Source organism: Oscillibacter sp., from assembly GCF_031978065.1.
Taxonomy (GTDB): Bacteria; Bacillota; Clostridia; order Oscillospirales; family Oscillospiraceae; genus Oscillibacter.
The window spans coordinates 1-18647 of record NZ_DALZCH010000017.1 but is presented as its reverse complement, the minus strand read 5'-3'; the positions used below and the strand labels follow the sequence as shown (position 1 = coordinate 18647).

At 52.2% G+C, this 18647-nt stretch carries 12 protein-coding genes; 5 read left to right on the top strand and 7 right to left on the bottom strand.

The window, feature by feature from the left end:
• Positions 1-13 precede the first annotated feature (13 nt).
• A complete protein-coding gene (locus RTK01_RS04250) occupies positions 14-1261 on the bottom strand; it encodes an MFS transporter (protein WP_312279779.1) in 1248 nt (415 codons plus the stop codon).
• Between the two features lie 274 nt (positions 1262-1535).
• Between RTK01_RS04250 and RTK01_RS04245 the strand changes: the two genes are divergently transcribed.
• The gene (locus tag RTK01_RS04245; RefSeq protein WP_312279778.1) at positions 1536-3068 is read left to right on the top strand and encodes a helix-turn-helix domain-containing protein; all 1533 of its coding nucleotides are present in this window, start codon (positions 1536-1538) and stop codon (positions 3066-3068) included.
• A gap of 302 nt (positions 3069-3370) precedes the next feature.
• On the opposite strand, the gene RTK01_RS04240 is transcribed toward RTK01_RS04245, so the two are convergent.
• Both RTK01_RS04240 and RTK01_RS04235 read right to left on the bottom strand, forming a co-directional pair.
• On the bottom strand, positions 3371-4684 hold the full coding sequence (locus RTK01_RS04240; protein ID WP_312279777.1) for a hypothetical protein: 1314 nt from the start codon (positions 4682-4684) through the stop codon (positions 3371-3373).
• A gap of 628 nt (positions 4685-5312) precedes the next feature.
• On the bottom strand, positions 5313-6683 hold the full coding sequence (locus tag RTK01_RS04235; protein WP_312279799.1) for a PhoH family protein: 1371 nt from the start codon (positions 6681-6683) through the stop codon (positions 5313-5315).
• Positions 6684-7197: 514 nt separating this feature from the next.
• On the opposite strand from RTK01_RS04235, the gene RTK01_RS04230 reads away from it, so the two are divergent.
• The 4 genes from RTK01_RS04230 to RTK01_RS04215 all read left to right on the top strand — a co-directional run bounded on the left by RTK01_RS04230 (position 7198) and on the right by RTK01_RS04215 (position 11503).
• Positions 7198-8091 carry a hypothetical protein gene (locus RTK01_RS04230; protein ID WP_312279776.1) on the top strand — a complete coding sequence of 298 codons (894 nt, stop codon included), beginning with the start codon at positions 7198-7200 and terminating at the stop codon, positions 8089-8091.
• A complete protein-coding gene (gene ppk1, locus RTK01_RS04225) occupies positions 8073-10223 on the top strand; it encodes a polyphosphate kinase 1 (protein WP_312279775.1) in 2151 nt (716 codons plus the stop codon). The genes RTK01_RS04230 and ppk1 overlap by 19 nt, the downstream gene beginning before the upstream one ends.
• A 24-nt stretch (positions 10224-10247) precedes the next feature.
• Complete coding sequence (locus tag RTK01_RS04220; RefSeq protein WP_397352305.1) at positions 10248-11048, top strand: HAD-IIA family hydrolase; 801 nt, start codon at positions 10248-10250, stop codon at positions 11046-11048.
• A 260-nt stretch (positions 11049-11308) separates the two neighbouring features.
• Positions 11309-11503 (top strand): hypothetical protein, encoded by a 195-nt coding sequence (locus RTK01_RS04215; RefSeq protein ID WP_312279774.1) that lies wholly within the window; start codon positions 11309-11311, stop codon positions 11501-11503.
• 82 nt (positions 11504-11585) lie between these two features.
• Here the strand turns inward: RTK01_RS04215 and RTK01_RS04210 are convergent, their stop codons facing one another.
• From RTK01_RS04210 to ade, 4 genes are all read right to left on the bottom strand, one after another.
• On the bottom strand, positions 11586-13349 hold the full coding sequence (locus tag RTK01_RS04210) for an EAL domain-containing protein (protein WP_312279773.1): 1764 nt from the start codon (positions 13347-13349) through the stop codon (positions 11586-11588).
• 217 nt (positions 13350-13566) lie between these two features.
• Positions 13567-15330, bottom strand: coding sequence for an adenine deaminase C-terminal domain-containing protein (locus RTK01_RS04205; RefSeq protein WP_312279772.1), 1764 nt, complete (start codon positions 15328-15330; stop codon positions 13567-13569).
• Between the two features lie 18 nt (positions 15331-15348).
• Complete coding sequence (locus RTK01_RS04200) at positions 15349-16737, bottom strand: amidohydrolase (protein ID WP_312279771.1); 1389 nt, start codon at positions 16735-16737, stop codon at positions 15349-15351.
• A gap of 18 nt (positions 16738-16755) precedes the next feature.
• A complete protein-coding gene (gene ade / locus RTK01_RS04195) occupies positions 16756-18516 on the bottom strand; it encodes an adenine deaminase (protein ID WP_312279770.1) in 1761 nt (586 codons plus the stop codon).
• Between the last annotated feature and the right edge of the window lie 131 nt (positions 18517-18647).

The following is an 18647-nucleotide window of genomic DNA, read 5'->3' as shown; positions in this document are numbered from 1 at the left end:
CTCCTCAAAAATATTAATTGTTCGCTGTATCATTAAGGCGCTTGCGCGCAAGCTTTGGAATAGAGAAACCGCAAATGACACCCAGCGTGCACAGAATAAACGCCATGACAAACGCAATGGTATAGGTACCGGTTGCCGCAATCGAAGCAGCGGTAACTCTGGGGATAATCTGTGTCATCGCCATGTAGCCCAGCAGCGCGAACCCATAAATGTTGCCGGCGTAAATAGGCCCGAAGGAAGTCGTGGTAATCACAGGATACACAGAGTTTGTTGAGCCAAAGCCCGCGCCTAGGCAGAAATACGCAATCAGAATTGTAGCCACGGAATTTCCGGTAAGCAGGCAGGCTCCGGAAACCATGCACAGCGTCCAGCACACACCGTAAACCTTCTTGTAGCCGATGTTGTCGGTCAGCTTGCCCAAGCCCAGCCGGCCCACCACGTTTCCGATATTATAAATGGAAACGCCCAGGGTTGCATAGGCCAAATCAATACCCTTGTCCGTCATAAACATGGAAAATCGTGAGAACATAATTAAGTAGAAAGAGGGGAAAAATGCCATCGCGCCCAGTTGAAGCCAAAACTGTCTGGTTTTCCACGCCTTGGAAATCGGAATGCTCTCGTACTGAGAAACCAGACCTTCTCCGGAAGCAGGCGGTACATAGCCCTCCGGAACATAGCCCACAGGCGCGGACTTGATCCCCAGACCGCAGATAATGCAAACCACCATGGCGACTACGCCGCAGGAAATTAGAGTGACCTTTACATTGCTCATGGCGGTGATACTGGCGCACAGGGGCGCCAGAAACGCGGAAGAGCCTCCGTTAAACGCCATGCACAAACCGGTAGCCAGACCCTTTTTATCAGGGAACCAGCCCATGACGCAATACATCGTGCCGCAATATGTAATGCCATTTCCCATGCCGATCAGGAAACTAAAGGTGAAATACAGCATACCGGGATTGCCGACGGGAACCATGGCGGTTGTAATCAGGCCTGTGCCAAATACAATTGCGCCGATCAAGACCACTGTCTTGCCGCCGAGTTTTTGCAGCAGCTTTCCTCCCAGCAGAGATCCAATAGGCCAGAAGGTCAGCATGGTTGTGCCGATATTGGCGATTGCCGATGGGTCCCACCCATAATAAGCAGCCAGAGGAGTGACAAATACGGAGGTGGCGTTAATGATTCCCGCGCAGACCAGAACGATGAGGCCCCTGATCAAAATCGCAGATCTATTTGTGCCTTGCAAATCCTTTGTAGACATAAATAAATTCTTCCTTTCTTTTTGCTCGTAAGAGGCAGTGGCAGGCAACAGCTAGGTGAACCGTTCCTAGTGTTGCGTTTAGTTTAACAAATCCGAGACAAAAGCCCTATGTGCACTAAAAACAGTATTGAACTTCTTTTTGTCTTTTTTGACAATTCATTTATTGCTGCCTTCTGTTAAAATGATTTATAGACTACTTTAACAAGCTTTGGGGTTGCGCTCTATTATAAATTGATATATTTTTATAAAAAACAACAAGGGTGGGAGTCGGTTTATGAAGCTTTCAGTTTTACTGGACATCTTGCAAAACGCCGGAATGATTTCCGATGTCAAAATTGATAATGACTGCGAAATTATGGATTTGACTTTGATGGACAGTGAGTTTCAGGATTTTAATAATTCCACGCTCTATTTCTTTGACGGAACCCAAGTCGGCTATGGAACCAAGCTGCCGCAAACCCTGCTTTATACCGGCGATATTCCGCCTTTTCGCGCCGCCGCGCTTCAGAATGGAGCGAAAATTATGGTCAGCCTCCCCACGGCCTTTCGCTATGTGAAATCGCAACTGGATTCCTCCCCCTTGGCCCAAATTCAATATTCCGAAACTATTTCAAAACTGGTAATGGGGCACGACCTTAATTCCATTTTGACCGAACTGTTTATTAGGAGCGGAAATCAGTTCGCAGCCATTGACCTTTCGGGAAAAATTCTCGCAAATTCTTCGCCGTTTTATGTGGATTACTCTTTGTGGATGCAAAGTGTGCAGCAAGGCTATTGTGACGATGTGCTAATGGACTATATTAATTCCCGCAGACAAAACATCCGGGCTCCAAAGGGCCCCGCGGTGTTCAGCCTGTATTGCTCGAAAATCAATATGTATATTCTTGTCGCACGCATTCTGGACAAGAACGAGCCGCTTGGCTATTTGTTTGCCATTAACTCCAAACCAAATTTTGATAAGCAAACGGAAAAGCTGATGCCGCTGCTGGCCCAACGCATGGGAGAATCTGTTCTCCGTCTTAAAAACGCCAACTACTGCTACAATGTTTTTGAGAACAACATTTTGCTGGATGCGGTAAACGGTGCTTCAAAAAACGAGATTTTTATCCGTGCCAAGCGTGTTAATCTCAAGGTTCCGGCCCATATGCGGATTCTTGTCATTAAGTCGTCGTCAAATTACCACAGCCAATTTCTCTCCAAGTCATTGCTGCCGCAGATTTCGGATGCGATTAATCATCAGCCCTGCTTTGTTTATAAAGGTGCGCTGGTTGCAATTGCCCAAACGGACGAGACGGGCAACCTCTCATCCGAGCTGCTTGCCGCAATTGAACAGTGCATACAGAAAAACCACTTGCTTGCAGGCGTCAGCAATCACTTTTCTGACGTCTCCTCCCTTTTGGAGTATTATCAGCAGGCGATTACGGCGTTAAAGCTCTCCAGCCGTTTCTGTTGTAAAAAGCCTTTAAACTATTATCTTGAATGCTCGGTGTATATATTTTTAGATCTAGTGGAGGATGACGCGCTTTTAGAGCAGTGCTGCCACCCTGTGCTCCCAGCGCTCATAGAATACGATTGCCAAAAGAAAACGGAATTTTTTGATACTCTGCGCATTTTTACGCAAACTGGCTTCAATAAAAACCGCACGGCGCAGATCATGTTTGTTCATCGGAATACCATCAACTACCGTATTCAGCAAGTAGAAAATATCTATAAATTGGATTTTTCTGAAGAACACCTGCTTTTTACCCTGCAGCTTTCATTTATTATTTACGCTTGGCGTAAAAACCAATATCTCACGGATCATTAAATAAAGTCTCAATTGCAGCTTAAATAAATAGTACACAAAAATCGAGCCTTCTCAAGGAAATTATTTAGGAGTTATTTGGTCATGATGAATAACACATGCTCCAACCTTCATTTAGGGTCCGGCTGAATTTTTTAATAAGCAAAGGTCCCCGGCGCATCGCGCCGGGGACCTTGAAAAACGCACTGCTTAAAATAAGCCGGACTGCGCCCGGGCCCTGATTCTTAAAAAGCAGAGCTTTTTAATTGCTCCGAAAAACCTGACAAGACCCGCTGTTTAGCGGCGGATTACTACGAAAAAAACGATCAAACCAGACCCGGAAACAGCGTACACATCAACACAACAGCCGCCGTGCCGAAGGACGTTGCCACAACCGTGGTGATAAACATGGAAGGGTATATCTCCCGCAGTTTCATGTGGCACATCGGAAGCAGCATCAGAATGGAACCGCAATAGGGCATTGAGTCCAGCGTTGTTGCGGCAAATGCGGAGACACGGTGAATCGCGTTTACATTCAGTCCCATATCCAGCAATTTTGGCGCAATTTGCGGTAGTGCAATGAGTTGTCCCGTGGAAGACCCGCCCGTCAGCATACACATCAGAGCAACGACTACCCAACAAATTAAAATGGGTGAGAGATTGATGCTGACAATTGCGTTCAGCATTGTCTGAAACGCATCCGTACTGGTAATAACGCCCGCAAAACCGCAAATACCGCCAACGGTCATGGTCATTGGGATGGAGTCCGTGGCGGCTTTGCTTAAAATCTGCTTCAAGTCCTTTTTTCTCAGTTGCTTCCAGAACAGTGCAATGGACAGCAGACAGGTAAAAATCAGGCAAACTACGATGTTTAAATTAAACGCATTAAATGTCAAAAACAGGATTGCCATGGGAATAACGGATATCAGAAAGCCCGGCGTATCCATATTCGGATCGGTTGCAGGGTCCAACTCGTGCCGCACAAAATGCTCCCCATTATTTCTTGCCTTATTAATCATGATGTTCATTAACACCAGAATTACGATAATTTCTACCACGGCTCCCACAAGCCCGGGAACCATCGCAACCCCCGCACTTGTGTGCAAAACAGACATGGCAGCCACATTTGTTACCTGGGGGCTGCCGGGAATCGTCAGCGTAAACGTATAGCAGCCAGCACCCAAAACGCCCAAAATAAATTTTTTGGGAATATCGCAGCGCTCAAATACCGCCAATGCAATGGGATACATTAAGACAATTACCACACCGGCAATAATTCCGCCGAGATTTAATATGGTGCCAATCACCAAAATAATTGCCATAGCAATTAAGTTTTTTTTGGTGCCGCTGGCGTCATCCCGAATCAATTTTTTCATAATTGAATCGGCAATGCAAAATGCGGCGCCGCTTTCGCGGTACAGATAGGACTGGAGACAGCCAAATACCATGAGAAAAAAGAAACTCTTGATAGCTGTATACACGCCAGCTACATAGGTATCTGTCAGCGCGGTTACAAAGTTCAGCCGGTTCAGCAGAACTACTACACACACACCGAGAAAGGTTGCCAGATATACAGACCAATCCTTATATGTTAAGTAAATGACCACCAGAAAGCCCAAAATACATCCAAGAACGCCCATATAAACGATAGTCCCTCCCAACTTGGTTTTATCAGCCAAAATAAGTATTTTTGCCAGAAACCACTTACGATCTACTAATATAATTACACATTTTGCCTAAATCATCATTGGTTTCTTTGCACAATATGGAGACGGATTTTGTCGAAATTGACAATTGCCTGTTTTATAGAATTTACGCAGCACTACCGTCAGGCCGCAATTTCAATATATCGGCTGGGTAAACTATCGTTCATTTGATCTGTTTTCCTGGAAGTCCGAGGTGAAGGCATATCTGCAGTTGTGCTATATTGGGATCGATATTTCAAATTGTATTGTACAGTGCTGTGCAAAAAGATCCTAGAACCATAATGGTTCTAAGGATCTTTTTTTGTGTATAATACAGGACTTAAACCTGTGACACTCTGCACCTCAAGCAGAAGCGCATATTATCCTTGACTCAGTAATTATAAATTAAAATTCTTTGCTCTGCAAGGTGCATAACGGGTCTAACTTTCTTCCTGTATTTTCGACATTTTTTTGCGGGCATGGAGCGTATCGCGAGCGCTCCCGGATATTTACAATCAGAGGTTGCCTCCCCAAAGCTCTGGGGCTGTGTTTTGGCAGTTGGGTCATTGACACAGATGTCTCCTTACATTCTCTTAATTGCATCCATGGCCAAAGCGGAACGTTCACATTCATCAGCCGACAATGTAATTTGGTAGCAGAGGGGGCTGCCCTTCATTTTTTCCGCCGCATAGCTCAGTCCGTTGGTGCGTTCGTCCAGTAGGGGGTGGTCAATTTGATTCGGATCCCCAAGCAGAATCACCTTTGTGCCGATTCCGGCCCGGGTAATGATTCCTTTCGCCTGCTTGGGCGTCAAGTTCTGCGCTTCATCAATAACCAGATATGTTTTGGTGACCGAGCGGCCTCTGATAAAATTGAGTGCCTGCGCGATAATAATACCCCGGTCGAACAGCTCTTCCACCTTCCCGGAAAGGCTGCGCTCATCCTTAAACCGCTCCTTTTCATTTTGATCAACCAGCAGCTCCAGATTGTCAATGGCGGGGCGCAGAAGGGGCGCGATTTTTTCGGACTCGTCGCCCGGCAAAAACCCGATATCGTCATCGAACTGGACATTCGGGCGGCAAATAAGGATTCTTCTGTAAGCCGACTCCTCCAACTCCATCACGGCGTTCAGACCAACTGCCAAGGAGTAAAAGGTTTTTGCGGTTCCCGCCGTTCCCCTCACGATGACCAAAGGCGCCTTGTCTGTATCGGTCATCAGGGCCTCCTGCAAAAAATACTGCCCCACATTTCGCGGCGTAACGCCGTAAGGTCTCTTCTTCCCGTATGCCAGCGGGACGATCTTTTGCCCGTCAAACCGCCCCAGCTGAGTTTTGCGGTCGGACTGATCCGCCCTGAGGATAACAAACTGATTCGGTACGAGCTCAACAGCGCGCTTCTGGCCCGCTTCATCCATCAGGTACAGCTCGTTGGGAGAAATGTGCTTTTTCTTGAAGGATTCAAACTTTTTTTCGGAGACGTACGCTTCGCAGCGCCCGGTGTACTGTTGGTCGCCGATGGGGGCCTGTTCTGTTGTAAAGTCCTCCGCCTCTATCCCCATCATCTGGGCCTTTATCCGCACAAGAATGTCTTTTGTGACCAAAATCACGGGTGCCTGCGTTTCTTTCAGTGCCTGACAGACCTTTAAAATGCGGTTGTCGCTTTTGTGCTCCGGAAAGCCTTCCGGAAGCTTCACATGAACACAATTGACCTCCAGACGCAGCGTTCCACCGTCCGGCAGAGATACGCCTTCAAGGAGATTGCCCGTGGTCCGAAGCGATTCCAGATAGCGAATTGCCTGCCGCGCGTTGGCTCCTTTTTCTCCATCACTGGTCTTTAGGGCATCCAGTTCCTCCAGAACCGCAATGGGCAAAACAATATGGTTATCCTCAAAGGATTGAAGTGCATATGGGGCCTGAATTAAGACGTTCGTATCCAAAACATAGGTTTTCGGCATCATCGTCATTCCTTTCCTGTATTCATTCAAGAAATAGCTGCGGCAGACAAAAACGGCCCCAGTCGGACAGGGTACGTAACTGCGCACACTGTCCCATTGGAAGCCGCTATTGCATGGGCGTCTCCGATTTTAAGTATCTCTCTTTTATGAGAGAGTCCAACCTGAGCCACGGACAAAGATACATTCACGCACTCACCCCTAATAGAATATTGCTGCGGAGATTTTTATTGTACTAAATTAAGAATAGCCGCCGTATGCAAAATCTGTTATCACATTTGTGTAAAAGCTGTAAACAGATTCGCATTCATATCTCCTTAACAGACCGGTAAATTACCTCATGGCCGCTGTGGCGCTGCCTTTTGGGCTGCGTTTATGCTTTACCTGCGCTTCACACAGGCTTTACTGCTCCGGGATATTCCGCGCCGCGTTTTTCGGGGTATACTAAGCCATCATAGGAGGCATTTGTCTCCTATACGACGTGGGAAGATAGAAAGTAAAAGTAGAGGAAGATCACATGAAACAAGCCATGATTGACATTGGTTCCAATTCCATGCGTTTGACGGTTTATGAAACGGAGGGCAACTCCTTCAAAATCCTGTTCCGGGAAAAAAGCATGGCCGGTCTTGCCGGTTATGTGGAAAACGGAACGCTGTCCGACGAGGGGGTTTTATGTGCCTGCCGGGGTTTGCTGAAATTTAAAAAGATGCTTACGTCTCTGAATATTCGGGACGTGGTCATTTTTGCCACTGCCTCTTTGCGGAATATCAGCAATACCGAAGCGGCCGTCTCGGCGATCCGGGACCGCACCGGCTGGGAGGTGGAGGTGATCAGCGGGGAGGAAGAAGCGTTGTACGGCTATATCGGCGCCATGCGGGAATTTCAGCTCTCTCGCGGCGCGGTCCTCGATATTGGCGGCGCCAGCACGGAGCTTGCGCTGTTTGACGAAGACCGGCCGCTCCGTTCTCTCAGCCTCCCCATCGGGTCGCTAAATCTGTATCGAAGCTGTGTCAAGAAAATTCTTCCGGGCAGGCATGCTCTGAAAAAAATACGGGAGACGATTCAAGCCGAGCTGGACAGGAGCAGTCTGCCCGATTTTGAGAGGCAGTTGCCGCTGGTCTGCGTGGGCGGCACGGGGCGCGCCGTCTTAAAGCTGGCGGGCGCGGTGTACGCGCAGCCGGAGGGCTGCCGCGCCATTGGCGCGGAGCAGCTGGACGGGCTGTGCGCCATATTGTGCCGGGGAGACAGACAGGCCATAGACCTGATTTTAAAGCTGTCGCCTGATCGGATTCACACCATTGTGCCCGGAATTCTCGTGCTGCACAGCCTGTTTCATCTGCTTGACGCCAAAACTCTTGAAATCGGAAAATACGGAGTGCGGGAGGGATATTTGTGCCGCAAGATTCTGTAATTGACCCGGGACAGTACGCCTATACCCAGAATCGGGAGCTGAGCTGGCTGCGATTTAACCAGCGGGTGCTGGAGGAGGCGGATGATTGCACCAATCCCCCTTTGGAGCGGCTAAAATTCATTGCCATCTTCTCGGGTAATCTGGACGAGTTTTTTATGGTCCGGGTGGGCAGCCTGTTTGACATCGCCCTCGTCTCCCCCTCCGAAGCGGACAATAAAAGCGGCATGACCGCCTCAGAGCAATTGGGAGGAATCTATCGCTCTATACCGGGCCTGATCAAGCTGAAGGAACAGCTTTACGCGTCGGTGATGGTGGATTTGGCGCGGCAGGGCGTGGCGGATCTCGCTTTTTCTCAGCTCACGCACTGGGAACAAAATACGGTTAACGCCTATTTCAAGTCGAATATCCTACCCATTATTTCGCCCATCATCATTGGAAGCCGTCACCCGGCGCCTCATCTGGTGAACAAAGCCCTGTATGCGGCGGCGCTTTTATCGGATAAGAAGGGGAAGCCCTCCGTGGGGCTGGTTCCCATACCCGAGATCCTGCCTCCCTTTTTCAGGCTGGAAGGTGGGGTTCTGCGGTATATCCGCGCGGAAACGATGATTTTGCATAGAGTTTCATCTCTGTTTGGCGCTTACCAGGTGGAGGAATCCTGCATTGTCAGCGTCACTCGCAACGCGGACATCGGCTTCGACGATGAAAAATTTGAGGACAGCGAGGAAGATTTTCGCATTCGAGTGACAAAGCTTTTGAAGAAGAGAGGCAGCCTGTCGGCAATCCGGCTGGAAATCAGCAAAAATATATCAGACGGATTTTTAACCCGGCTGACAAAGCTGGTGAAGGTAGAAAGGCAGCAGGTCTACGTGGATTCCTGTCCGCTGAATATGCGGTATGTATTTGAGCTTGCAAAGGAGCTGCCGGACTCAAAGGCCGCGGCCCTGCTCCATCAGCCGTACCGCTCCCGGTGGCCGGAGGATATCCGCCCGGAGGAAAGCATTATGGAGCAGGTGCAGCGGGGGGACAAGCTCCTGTTTTTCCCCTTTGACTCTGTGACCCCGTTTCTGCGCCTGCTGAGCGAAGCTGCGGAACATCCTGATGTGCTGTCTATCAAAATCACCATTTACAGACTGGCGTCCTCTTCCAAAATCGCCCACACCCTGTGCCGCGCAGCCGAAAATGGCAAGGAGATTATTGTCCTGATGGAGCTGCGGGCCCGATTTGACGAGGCCAACAACGTCTCCTGGTCCAAACTGCTGGAGGATGCGGGATGTCAGGTCATCTATGGGATGGACGGCTTCAAATGTCACAGCAAGATTTGTCTCATCACCCTGCGGGGAAAACGGAAGGTGCAATATATTACCCAGATCGGAACCGGAAATTACAACGAAAAGACCAACGCCATGTACACCGATCTGAGCATTATGACCGCTTCCGACACCATTGGAGAGGATGCCACGGCCTTTTTCCGAAATATGCTGGTAAATAATCTGAACGGAGAATACCGTGAGCTTTTGATCTCCCCCAACGGAATCAAATCAGCCGTTTGTGACCTCATTGACGAGCAGATTGCGCTGGGGTATAATGGATACATCTGCATTAAGGTCAATTCCGTCACGGAACGGGAGGTCATCGACCGGCTCCGCGCCGCCTCCCAAGCGGGAGTGGAGGTGCAGATGATTGTCAGGGGGATCTGCTGCATTCTCCCCGGAGTTCCCGGGGAAACCGAAAACATCCATGTGACCAGTATCGTGGGCCGCTTTCTGGAGCACGCCCGCATCTATTGCTTTGGAAAGGGCGCGGAGGCCAAGGTGTACCTCTCCTCCGCGGATTTGATGACCCGCAATCTCAGCCGACGGGTGGAGATTGCCTGCCCCGTTCACGACAGGGATCTGAGGGATCAGCTTTTATGGATTTTGTCCTGCCAGCTCAGGGATACCGCAAAAGCCAGCTTTATGACGCCGGACGGGCTGTATTGCCGGAAACGGGGGCAGCAACCTATTCCCTATGACAGTCAGGTCCAATTTATGGAGGCTTCGATTCACAGTGCGGCCCCCTGCCTTCCCCCAAAGCCTACTCTGGCGGAGAAAATTACCGGGCTGGCCCACAGGGCGCTACGCGGCCTTTATTAGAGCTATAAAAGAAAAGTGAGGCGTATAGATTTGAAACAGCTTCTTGAGAAAAAGGGATTTATCTGCGACATGGACGGCGTGATTTACCACGGGAATCGCCTGCTGCCGGGGGTCAAGGAATTTCTCGACTGGCTGAAAAAGGAGGAAAAGAATTTTCTTTTCCTCACCAATTCCGGCCAGAACACGCCCCGGGAGCTGCAGCAAAAGCTGGAGCGGATGGGCCTTGCGGTGGACGCGTCCCATTTTTACACCAGCGCCCTGGCCACGGCGCATTTCCTGAACAACCAGGCTCCCGGATGCAGTGCCTATGTCATGGGGGACCACGGTCTTCAGAATGCGCTGTACGACGCGGGTGTCACCTATAACGATGTGGACCCGGATGACGTGGTGGGGGGGGAACCGGCGGGATATGGCCTTGCCATGAGTACAAAAGCCATCCGGCTGGTGAACGGCGGCGCAAAGCTGATTGCCACCAATTACGACCTGACGGGCCCCACGGAGTCGGGCATTGCCCCGGCCTGCCGGGCGCTGCTGGCGCCGATTGAGTTGGCCACGGGAAAGCAGGCTTACTATGTGGGCAAGCCCAACCCGCTGATGATGCGCACAGGGCTGAAGCTTCTGGGAGTGCATTCGGAAGACGCCGTCATGATCGGAGACCGGATGGACACCGACATCGTGGCGGGCATCGAATCGGGACTTGACACCGTGCTGGTTCTCTCCGGCGTCACCACCCGGGAAGAGTGCCTGAACTTCCCCTACCGGCCCCGGCTGATTCTGGACGGTGTGGGCGACATTCCCGCCGCCGCGGAGACCCTCCTCCTTTGAACATGCGTGTTCACGGGAGAGAGACGCTCTGCGCGATAAAATTTCACCTGATCCTTACACAAATGCGGTGACATGCTTCTTAAAACGGAGGTAAACTGGTACTATCCGTGGGAAAGGAGTCTGCTTTGATGTCGTATGCCTTGATTTTCCGGGCGGGCGCGCCCTGCTTCTTTCCTGTGCCTGAATGGACTGCCGCACAATTTGCGGGCAGGCCCGTTCAGGTATTTTTTTATCATAATTAAGAATAGGAGCGATGAAAAATGCTGCCATGTCAAACCGATTGTCGCGAGTATCAGGAGGGCTGCCACAAGGGCTGTGCCCGCTGGCGCAGCTTTCAAGAGAGACAAAGTGCCCAGCGTCAGGCGAAAAAGCAATATTTGCGGCTCCACGACCCGCGGCGTACCCAGACGATTCACCAATACGCGTCCATGATGGCAAGAGCCCCCATGCGGTGAACCGCAGGGGGTCGATCATACAAAAATTCTCAAAAACCGGGCAATGCCGCCTACCGCGTCTTTCATGCAGGCGGCGTGTTCCTTACAAAATTTCAATATAATTCCCTGGCTGTTTTTTACATTTCTTTTTTAGCTGGGCAATGTCCTGTGAAAAATCCCCGATGTTTTTGTAGTCTCTGGCCCGGTTTGAAATCCCCGCGACGGAAAGTCCTGCAATGGGGAAGCTTTCCGTCACGCCATTTCTGTTCTTTGAAATGATGTAGCCGTTTCTGATATCCTCATCGCGGTACAGCGAGGTCACCTCCCGGGAAAAGCGTTCCACCACCGACTCGCAGTACCCCTCTCCTTCATTGTAATCGCAGATGACAATGAAATCGTCGCCCCCGATGTGTCCTATAAATTCTCCTTGCGCGGCGCAGATTTTTAGAATTTTGGCCAGAAGTGTGAGCATTCTATCCCCATTTTCAAAGCCGTAAGCGTCGTTGTACGCCTTGAAATTGTCAATGTCATAATAAGTAACACAATAGGGGGCGTCCGCAAAAATGCGGCTCTGGATTTCCTTTTCAATGACCAGATTACCCGGCAGGCCCGTCAGGGGATTGGAATGCCTTGCAATGTCTACCTCCACCTTGGTGCAGGCATCCAGCAGGTTTTTAATAGTCACAATCCCCAGATACTTCCCGTCCTTTTCCACCACAATGGGATTGTACAACTGCTCGAACGGCCTTTGCATGGCGAGCCGTGATACCGCGTCGACGGTCATTCCGTAGTTTACTCTGGAAAAATCCGGCTTCATCGCCTGCTGAACCGTCTTTTTGGAGTGGAGCCCGTAGCCATATCTGCCGCCAAGCAGCTCATTCAAGTCCGTGCGCGTCATAAACCCCATGGTAATATCATCCCGCACCACAGAAAACTCCGTGACGGAGAGATTCAGCTTCAGCGTCTCATAGATGCTTTCAAGCTTTTCGTTGGGAGAAACGATATGGCCGGGCCTTGCCAGATGCCCCACGATGGGATAGACGGAGCTTATGAGATTCTCGTTGTACTGCTTTGCGTGGCATCGCTTGATGGTTTCCACCTTTTCGGGCGCGATCGGGGAAAAGGACTCCTGCGGAATCCCAAGAAAATAGCCTTGTCCCAAATCCACGCCCAGCTTGACGAGAACCGACAGCTCCTCTTCCGTCTCGATTCCCTCGGCAATCAATTGAATGCCGGCGCTTTTTCCAAAGTCGACCATTGCTTTGCACAGCAGTCGCTTGATCTCGTCCTTGTCGATATTCCGGACAAGGCTCATGTCCAGCTTGATCAGATTGGGCTTTACGCTGGCGATGTTGTTCAGCCCCGAATAGCCCGCCCCCACGTCGTCGATGGCGATTCCATAGCTCTGCTTTTTGTAATGATCAATGGAACATAAAAACGCGCTGCTATCAAGGGCTGCAACGCGCTCGGTGATCTCAAATATGATGCTGTTGGCGTCCAGGCCGTATTCCCGCAGATGTTCTCTGGTAAAACCCGTCCTGAATTGATGGTCGTAAAGAATGTTGGAATTTACGTTGAGAAACAGCTTTTTGTCGGCGGAGAGCCGCGCAGCGTTTTCCAGCGCCCGCGCTCTGCACAGCTTTTCCAGCTCCCACGCCTTGCCATCTTTGTCGGCGAGTCGGAACATCTGCTCAATGTTCATCTGAAGCTCTTGCTTCGAAATCCTGCTGAGGGCCTCGTATCCGTAAACCTGTCCGTTGGACAAAGATACGATGGGCTGGTATACGGACTTGATGTATTCCCCCTTCAGAATTTCCTCAAGAATATCAGAATTCGACCGGTCCCCAACCGTTTCAGAATTTTGCATTAGTTCACCTCCATGTGGTCGTTTATGCGCTTTCGAGGATGCACAAACAGGCTACTACAACCGGCGGCGGAGTACAAGTGACGTGCCGTTAAAACTGTGTAACGTCTCTTTAAAAAAGAAATGCAAAGCGCAAAAAGGCGCGCCCATTCGGGCGCGCCTCTTTCTTGATCTGCTTATAAAACTGCGCGTTCATGCAGTGCTTTTTCTTCGTGCATGGTTATTCCAAAACCTCCAGAATCGGGTCAATGACCTTCTGCTGCAAAACGTCGATAAAGCCCTTGTCGGTGATGGCATAGAGGGGAATCGCCGCCAGACAGATAAAAGAAAGAAACATACAGGTATAGTTGATTTCACAGCCGTACTCTCGGAGCGTTGCATTGAATTTGCGCTTTTCCTCCGCCAGTTCCTCTGCCGACAAATCCGACTGAAGTCCGCATACCGGGAAGGGAATTTCACAAAGGACCTCCCCGTCCACCACAAACACCTGCCCGCCCTGAAGCGCTGCCACCCGGTTGACAGCCGCGGCCATGTCGGCGTGGTTGGCGCCCATCACGATGATGTTGTGGTTGTCGTGGCCCATGGAGGAGGCAATCGCGCCCTTTTTCAGCTTGAATCCGCCCATAAACGCCTTGCCGATGCCGCCGGTTTTGCCGTGCCGCTCCACCTGCGCGATATAGAGCACGTCCTGGTCCAGATCGCACTGCACCACGCCGTCCACGACGTTCAGCGCTACATCCCTTGACTGGGTAATGGGAATCCAGGGGAGTGTATCCATCACCTTGACCTTGGCAGCCTTAGCGGATTCGGACACGCAGACCTGAAAATCAGAAGCTTCCACGGCTTTCTTGAGATGGACCGTATTCAGCAGGATCGGATTGTGCTCCGCCACGGGATAATGAACCACAGACTCGCCGCCTTGGGCAACAATGCGGCCACCCGAAACAACGGTATCCACCCGAAAGTCCTCCGGCCCGGTGGTCAGGTTGATGTCCGCCCGCCGCCCCGGGGCAAGGCAGCCCACAAAGCGGTCCAGTTGGAAGGCACGGGCCGCGTTGATGGTGACCATCTGAATGGCGGTTAGAAACTCCACGCCCGCTTTCAGCGCGGTGCGCACCGACTCGTCCAGATGCCCTGTTGTGGCAAGGTCGATGGTATGCAGGTCGTCGGTGACGATGGAGAGGTTGGATGTATCCAGATGATCGGCAAGCACCGGCTCCAGCAATTGCGTCAGGCTGCGGGCGGAGGAACCCTCCCGCAGCATCACGGAGCAGCCAGCCCGCAGACGGTCCACCACATCCTTGCCGCTGAGAGACTCGTGATCTGTGGACACGCCGGCGGCAATGCAGGTGTTGAGGGTGGCGGTATCCGCGTCGGGAAGATGACCCTGAAGCGATTTTCCCTTGGCAAGCGCCGTGTCGCAAGAGGCCATCAGCTCCGGAAACCCCGCCGCCAGATACATACCCACGCACTCGGACAGACCCACCGCGTCCGGCCGCTCCAGCGCGCGCTTGATAATCTCCGTGTCAAACCGTCCGCCGGAGGTTTCCAGATTGGGCGAAAAGGGAACGTGGGAAGGGACGATGAAGTAAAGCTTCAAATCCGTGGTCTCCGCTTCCTTCAGCACCGCTTCGATGGCTTCAAGCCCCCCTACCACGCCGATTTCGTGCAGGTCGGTCATGATAACCGTGGTGCCGTGTTTCAGCACCGCTTCGGCAAAGGAGCGGATGGCAAGGTTGGAGCTTTCGGGATGAATATGTCCGTCGATAAAGCCGGGGGTGAGATACTTGCCCTGCGCATCAAGAATTTTTGTGCTCTCGCCGATGGTATAGTCCACATCGCCCACGGCGGCAATTTTGTCCCCTGCCACCGCAACGCCGCCATCATAGATTTCTCCGGAGAAAACGTTTACAATCTTGCCGTTTTTCACTACCAGATCGGCGGGTTCTTTCCCGCCTGCCACCGCCAACAGCTTCTGATCCATAGTTACAACCCCGCTTTCTTAAAATAGCTTCTTTTCCTTGCCGATCTTGACCACCGGAAATCTTGCGGGAAGCTCAATACCCGCGCGCTTGTAGATGGCGGCTGCACGGGCCGCGCCCTCCGCCAGAATTGCTTCCTCGTCCAGCGTGAGAATTTTGCGGTCCTTCATCAGCCATTTGCCGTCGCACATGGAGCAGGTGATATTCTCCGAATGCATGGCCGTGACCAGCGCGGCAATTTTATCGTTAACGGGCATCATGGATGGGCCTTGCGGGTCAATGACAATCATATCCGCCTTTTTCCCCGGCTCCAAAGAGCCGTATAGCTTGTCGTCCAGCAACGCTCGAGCGCCCCACCGCGTGGTCATCCGCAAAATGTCCTGACTGGGAACCACCGTGGGGTCCAGCCGCCAGCCCTTGTGGATCAGAGAGGTCAGCCACATTTCATCCACCATGTCCATGTGGTTGGAGGAGGAGGCTCCATCAGTGCCGATGGACAGGCAGATCCCCTCGCTCAGCATTTTGGGGATTCTCGCAAAGCCCAGCACCCGCATGGCGGAGGCCGGATTGTGAGACACCTTCACATCCCGCTTTTTAAAGAGGGCAATTTCCTCGTCCGTCAGCCACACGGTGTGGACCGCCAGCAGGTTGGGACTGAGAATCCCTAACTCCTCCAGATGCTGCACGGTACCCTTGCCCCAGCGGGCGTAGGTGTATTCCTTCTCTTCCTTTGCTTCGGCCACGTGCATATGAATGCCAACGCCATATTTGTCCGCCAGCTCCTTTGTTTTGACGCATAGCGCGTCGGTGTTGTTGAAAATCGTGCGCAGGCCGAACCAGACCTGAACCCGTCCATCCGCGGTGTTGTGATACTTCTCCAGATCAAGAACCTGCTGCTCCAGCTCTTCCTCCATGGTGCGCTGCCAGACGGAGGGTAGCCCCTCGCCGCAGTCCATCACGGACTTTGCAAGCTTTGCCCGCAGACCGGATTTTGCCACGGCGCGGCACATGCCGGAAACAAACTGTCCGCCCGGCTCCGCAAAGGAAGTGACGCCGGTTTTAATCATCTCAAGACAGGTGGCCAGCGTGGAGATATAGGAATCCTCCTCCGTCATGCTGCTCTCAAAGGGCCACATCCGCTTGTGAAGCCAGGTAACAAAGTCCACGTCGTCGCCCACGCCCCGGCTGATCTGCTGGGAGGTGTGGACGTGGGTGTTGACAAAGCCCGGCAGAACGTATTTCCCGTTCAAATCCATAATCTCGGCATCCGGAGCAACCGCTTTGGGGTCAATCCGGCCCACTGCCTTGATTTCGCCGTCCTCCACCAGAACGCCGCCGCCGTCATATACCGTTTCATGCCCCTCGGCCATGGTGACGATGAAACCATTTTTCAGGAATATCTGTTTCATGGAACGTAACTCCTTCTTTTAATATAAGGAAATCACCGGGTCAATCAGCTTAAATTCCCGCACATCGAACAGGCCCTGATCGGTGATGCCCAAGCAGGGAATAAAAATCAGGGTGATAAAGGAGAGGGTAATGTTGGGAGAGGGAACCTCGCAGCCCAGCGTTCGGAGAATTTCAATCATCTCCGCAAGCTTTTCTGCCACGGCCTCGCCGTCCAAATCGGAAAGCAGGCCGCAGATGGGCAGCGGAATTTCGGAGAGGACCTCGCCGTCCTTTACCAACACAAGGCCGCCTTGCAGCTCGGCAATGCGGTTAACCGCAAAGGCCATATCCTCCGCGTCGCTGCCCACCACGGAGATATTGTGGTGGTCGTGGCCCACACTGATGGCAATGGCCCCGGATTTCAGGCCGAAGTTTTTGATAAACGACCTGCCGATGCTGCCGTTTTTTCCATAGCGCTCCACGCAGGCGATACGCAGCACGTCGCTCTCCACATTCGGCAGAATCACGCCGTCTTCAACCGTCAGCTCCGCTTCCAGCGCGTCGGTGAGCAGGGTGTCGTGGGAAGCGCCGATGACATGAACCTTTGCCCGGGTATAGCCGGGGTCTGCCTTTAAAACCAGATCGTCTCCCGTGATTTTCCGGGAAAGCTTGACGGTGTCCCGCAAAAGACCGCTGTAATTGGGCGCGGGCAGCTCTTTAATAAGGGCACGTCCGTCCACCACCAGCTCGCCGTTTGCGATGACCCGCTCCACGCGGCACTCCTCCAACGAGGAGAGAAACACAATGTCCGCGATTTTGCCCGGGGTGATGCTGCCCACCCGGTCCTGAATGCGCAGGCTCTCGGCGGGATTAAGCGTCACCATCTGGATGGCAGTGACGGGGTCCACCCCCTCCGCCACGGCAATGCGGACCTTGTTGTCAAGATGCCCGAGGCGGCTGATGTGCAGCGCGTCGATGTCGTCACTGACCATAGAGCAGTACCGGGTGTCCACGTGCTCCTGCGTAATGATGTTCAGGCAGGGGCGCAGGTCCGTGGAGGCGGAGCCTTCCCGCATCAGCACGTGCAGCCCCATCCGCAGCTTGGCCAAAGCCTCCTCGCGATTGGTGCTTTCGTGGTCGCTGGTGACGCCCGCGCCCACATAGGCGTTCAGGCTTTCGCCCATAACGGCAGGCGCGTGGCCTTCTGCGGTTTTGTGATACCGCTCCGCCAAGTCCAGCATATGGGCAGAAACCGGGCTCTCCGCCAGAATCGGCGGGGCCAGCACCTCGGCAAGTCCCACTGCCTCGGGAAGCGTAATCAGCTGGTCAATCATCTCGCTGTGGAGCGTACTGCCGGTGGTCTGAATGCCGTTTTCCTCCATAAAGGCGGGGATGGGATAATAGAGCTTCACCGGCGTGTTTTTGGACTCTGCCAGCACCTCCTTCATCCCCTCGATGCCGGAGACAATCGTGACCTCCATCAGGTCCGTTGCCACGGCGGTGGTTCCGTGCTTGACCACCATCTTTGCAAACTCTGTATAAGAGAGCATACTGCTCTCAATGTGAATGTGCGCGTCCAGAAATCCGGGGGCGAGAAACATGCCCTTGGCATCAATAATCTGTGTATCCGGGCCTACCGCGCCCGCAGGTACGGGACCGATGGAGGCAATTTTGCCCTTTGCCACCGCAATCTCCGTCTCATAGACCTCATGGGTGACGACGTTTACCAGTCTGCCGTTTTTAATCACAATGTCGGCGGGCTTTTTTCCCAGCGCCACTTGAATCAGTTCGTTGTCCATGACAACCTCCTGCATGTTTAATATTCACAAAACCGGAATGAAATGTGGGCGGAAGGCATACTCATCGGGCCTCCCGGAAATAGGGCTTTCCAACGCTGGCCGGACCTGCGCCCGCGCCCTTTTTGGAAATG

Coding starts and splice junctions, on each gene's coding strand:
- RTK01_RS04250 (WP_312279779.1), bottom strand. CDS start 1,261: ATGTCTACAAAGGATTTGCAAGGCACAAATAGATCTGCGATTTTGATC.
- RTK01_RS04245 (WP_312279778.1), top strand. CDS start 1,536: ATGAAGCTTTCAGTTTTACTGGACATCTTGCAAAACGCCGGAATGATT.
- RTK01_RS04240 (WP_312279777.1), bottom strand. CDS start 4,684: ATGGGCGTTCTTGGATGTATTTTGGGCTTTCTGGTGGTCATTTACTTA.
- RTK01_RS04235 (WP_312279799.1), bottom strand. CDS start 6,683: ATGCCGAAAACCTATGTTTTGGATACGAACGTCTTAATTCAGGCCCCA.
- RTK01_RS04230 (WP_312279776.1), top strand. CDS start 7,198: ATGAAACAAGCCATGATTGACATTGGTTCCAATTCCATGCGTTTGACG.
- RTK01_RS04215 (WP_312279774.1), top strand. CDS start 11,309: ATGCTGCCATGTCAAACCGATTGTCGCGAGTATCAGGAGGGCTGCCAC.
- RTK01_RS04210 (WP_312279773.1), bottom strand. CDS start 13,349: ATGCAAAATTCTGAAACGGTTGGGGACCGGTCGAATTCTGATATTCTT.
- RTK01_RS04205 (WP_312279772.1), bottom strand. CDS start 15,330: ATGGATCAGAAGCTGTTGGCGGTGGCAGGCGGGAAAGAACCCGCCGAT.
- RTK01_RS04200 (WP_312279771.1), bottom strand. CDS start 16,737: ATGAAACAGATATTCCTGAAAAATGGTTTCATCGTCACCATGGCCGAG.
- ade (WP_312279770.1), bottom strand. CDS start 18,516: ATGGACAACGAACTGATTCAAGTGGCGCTGGGAAAAAAGCCCGCCGAC.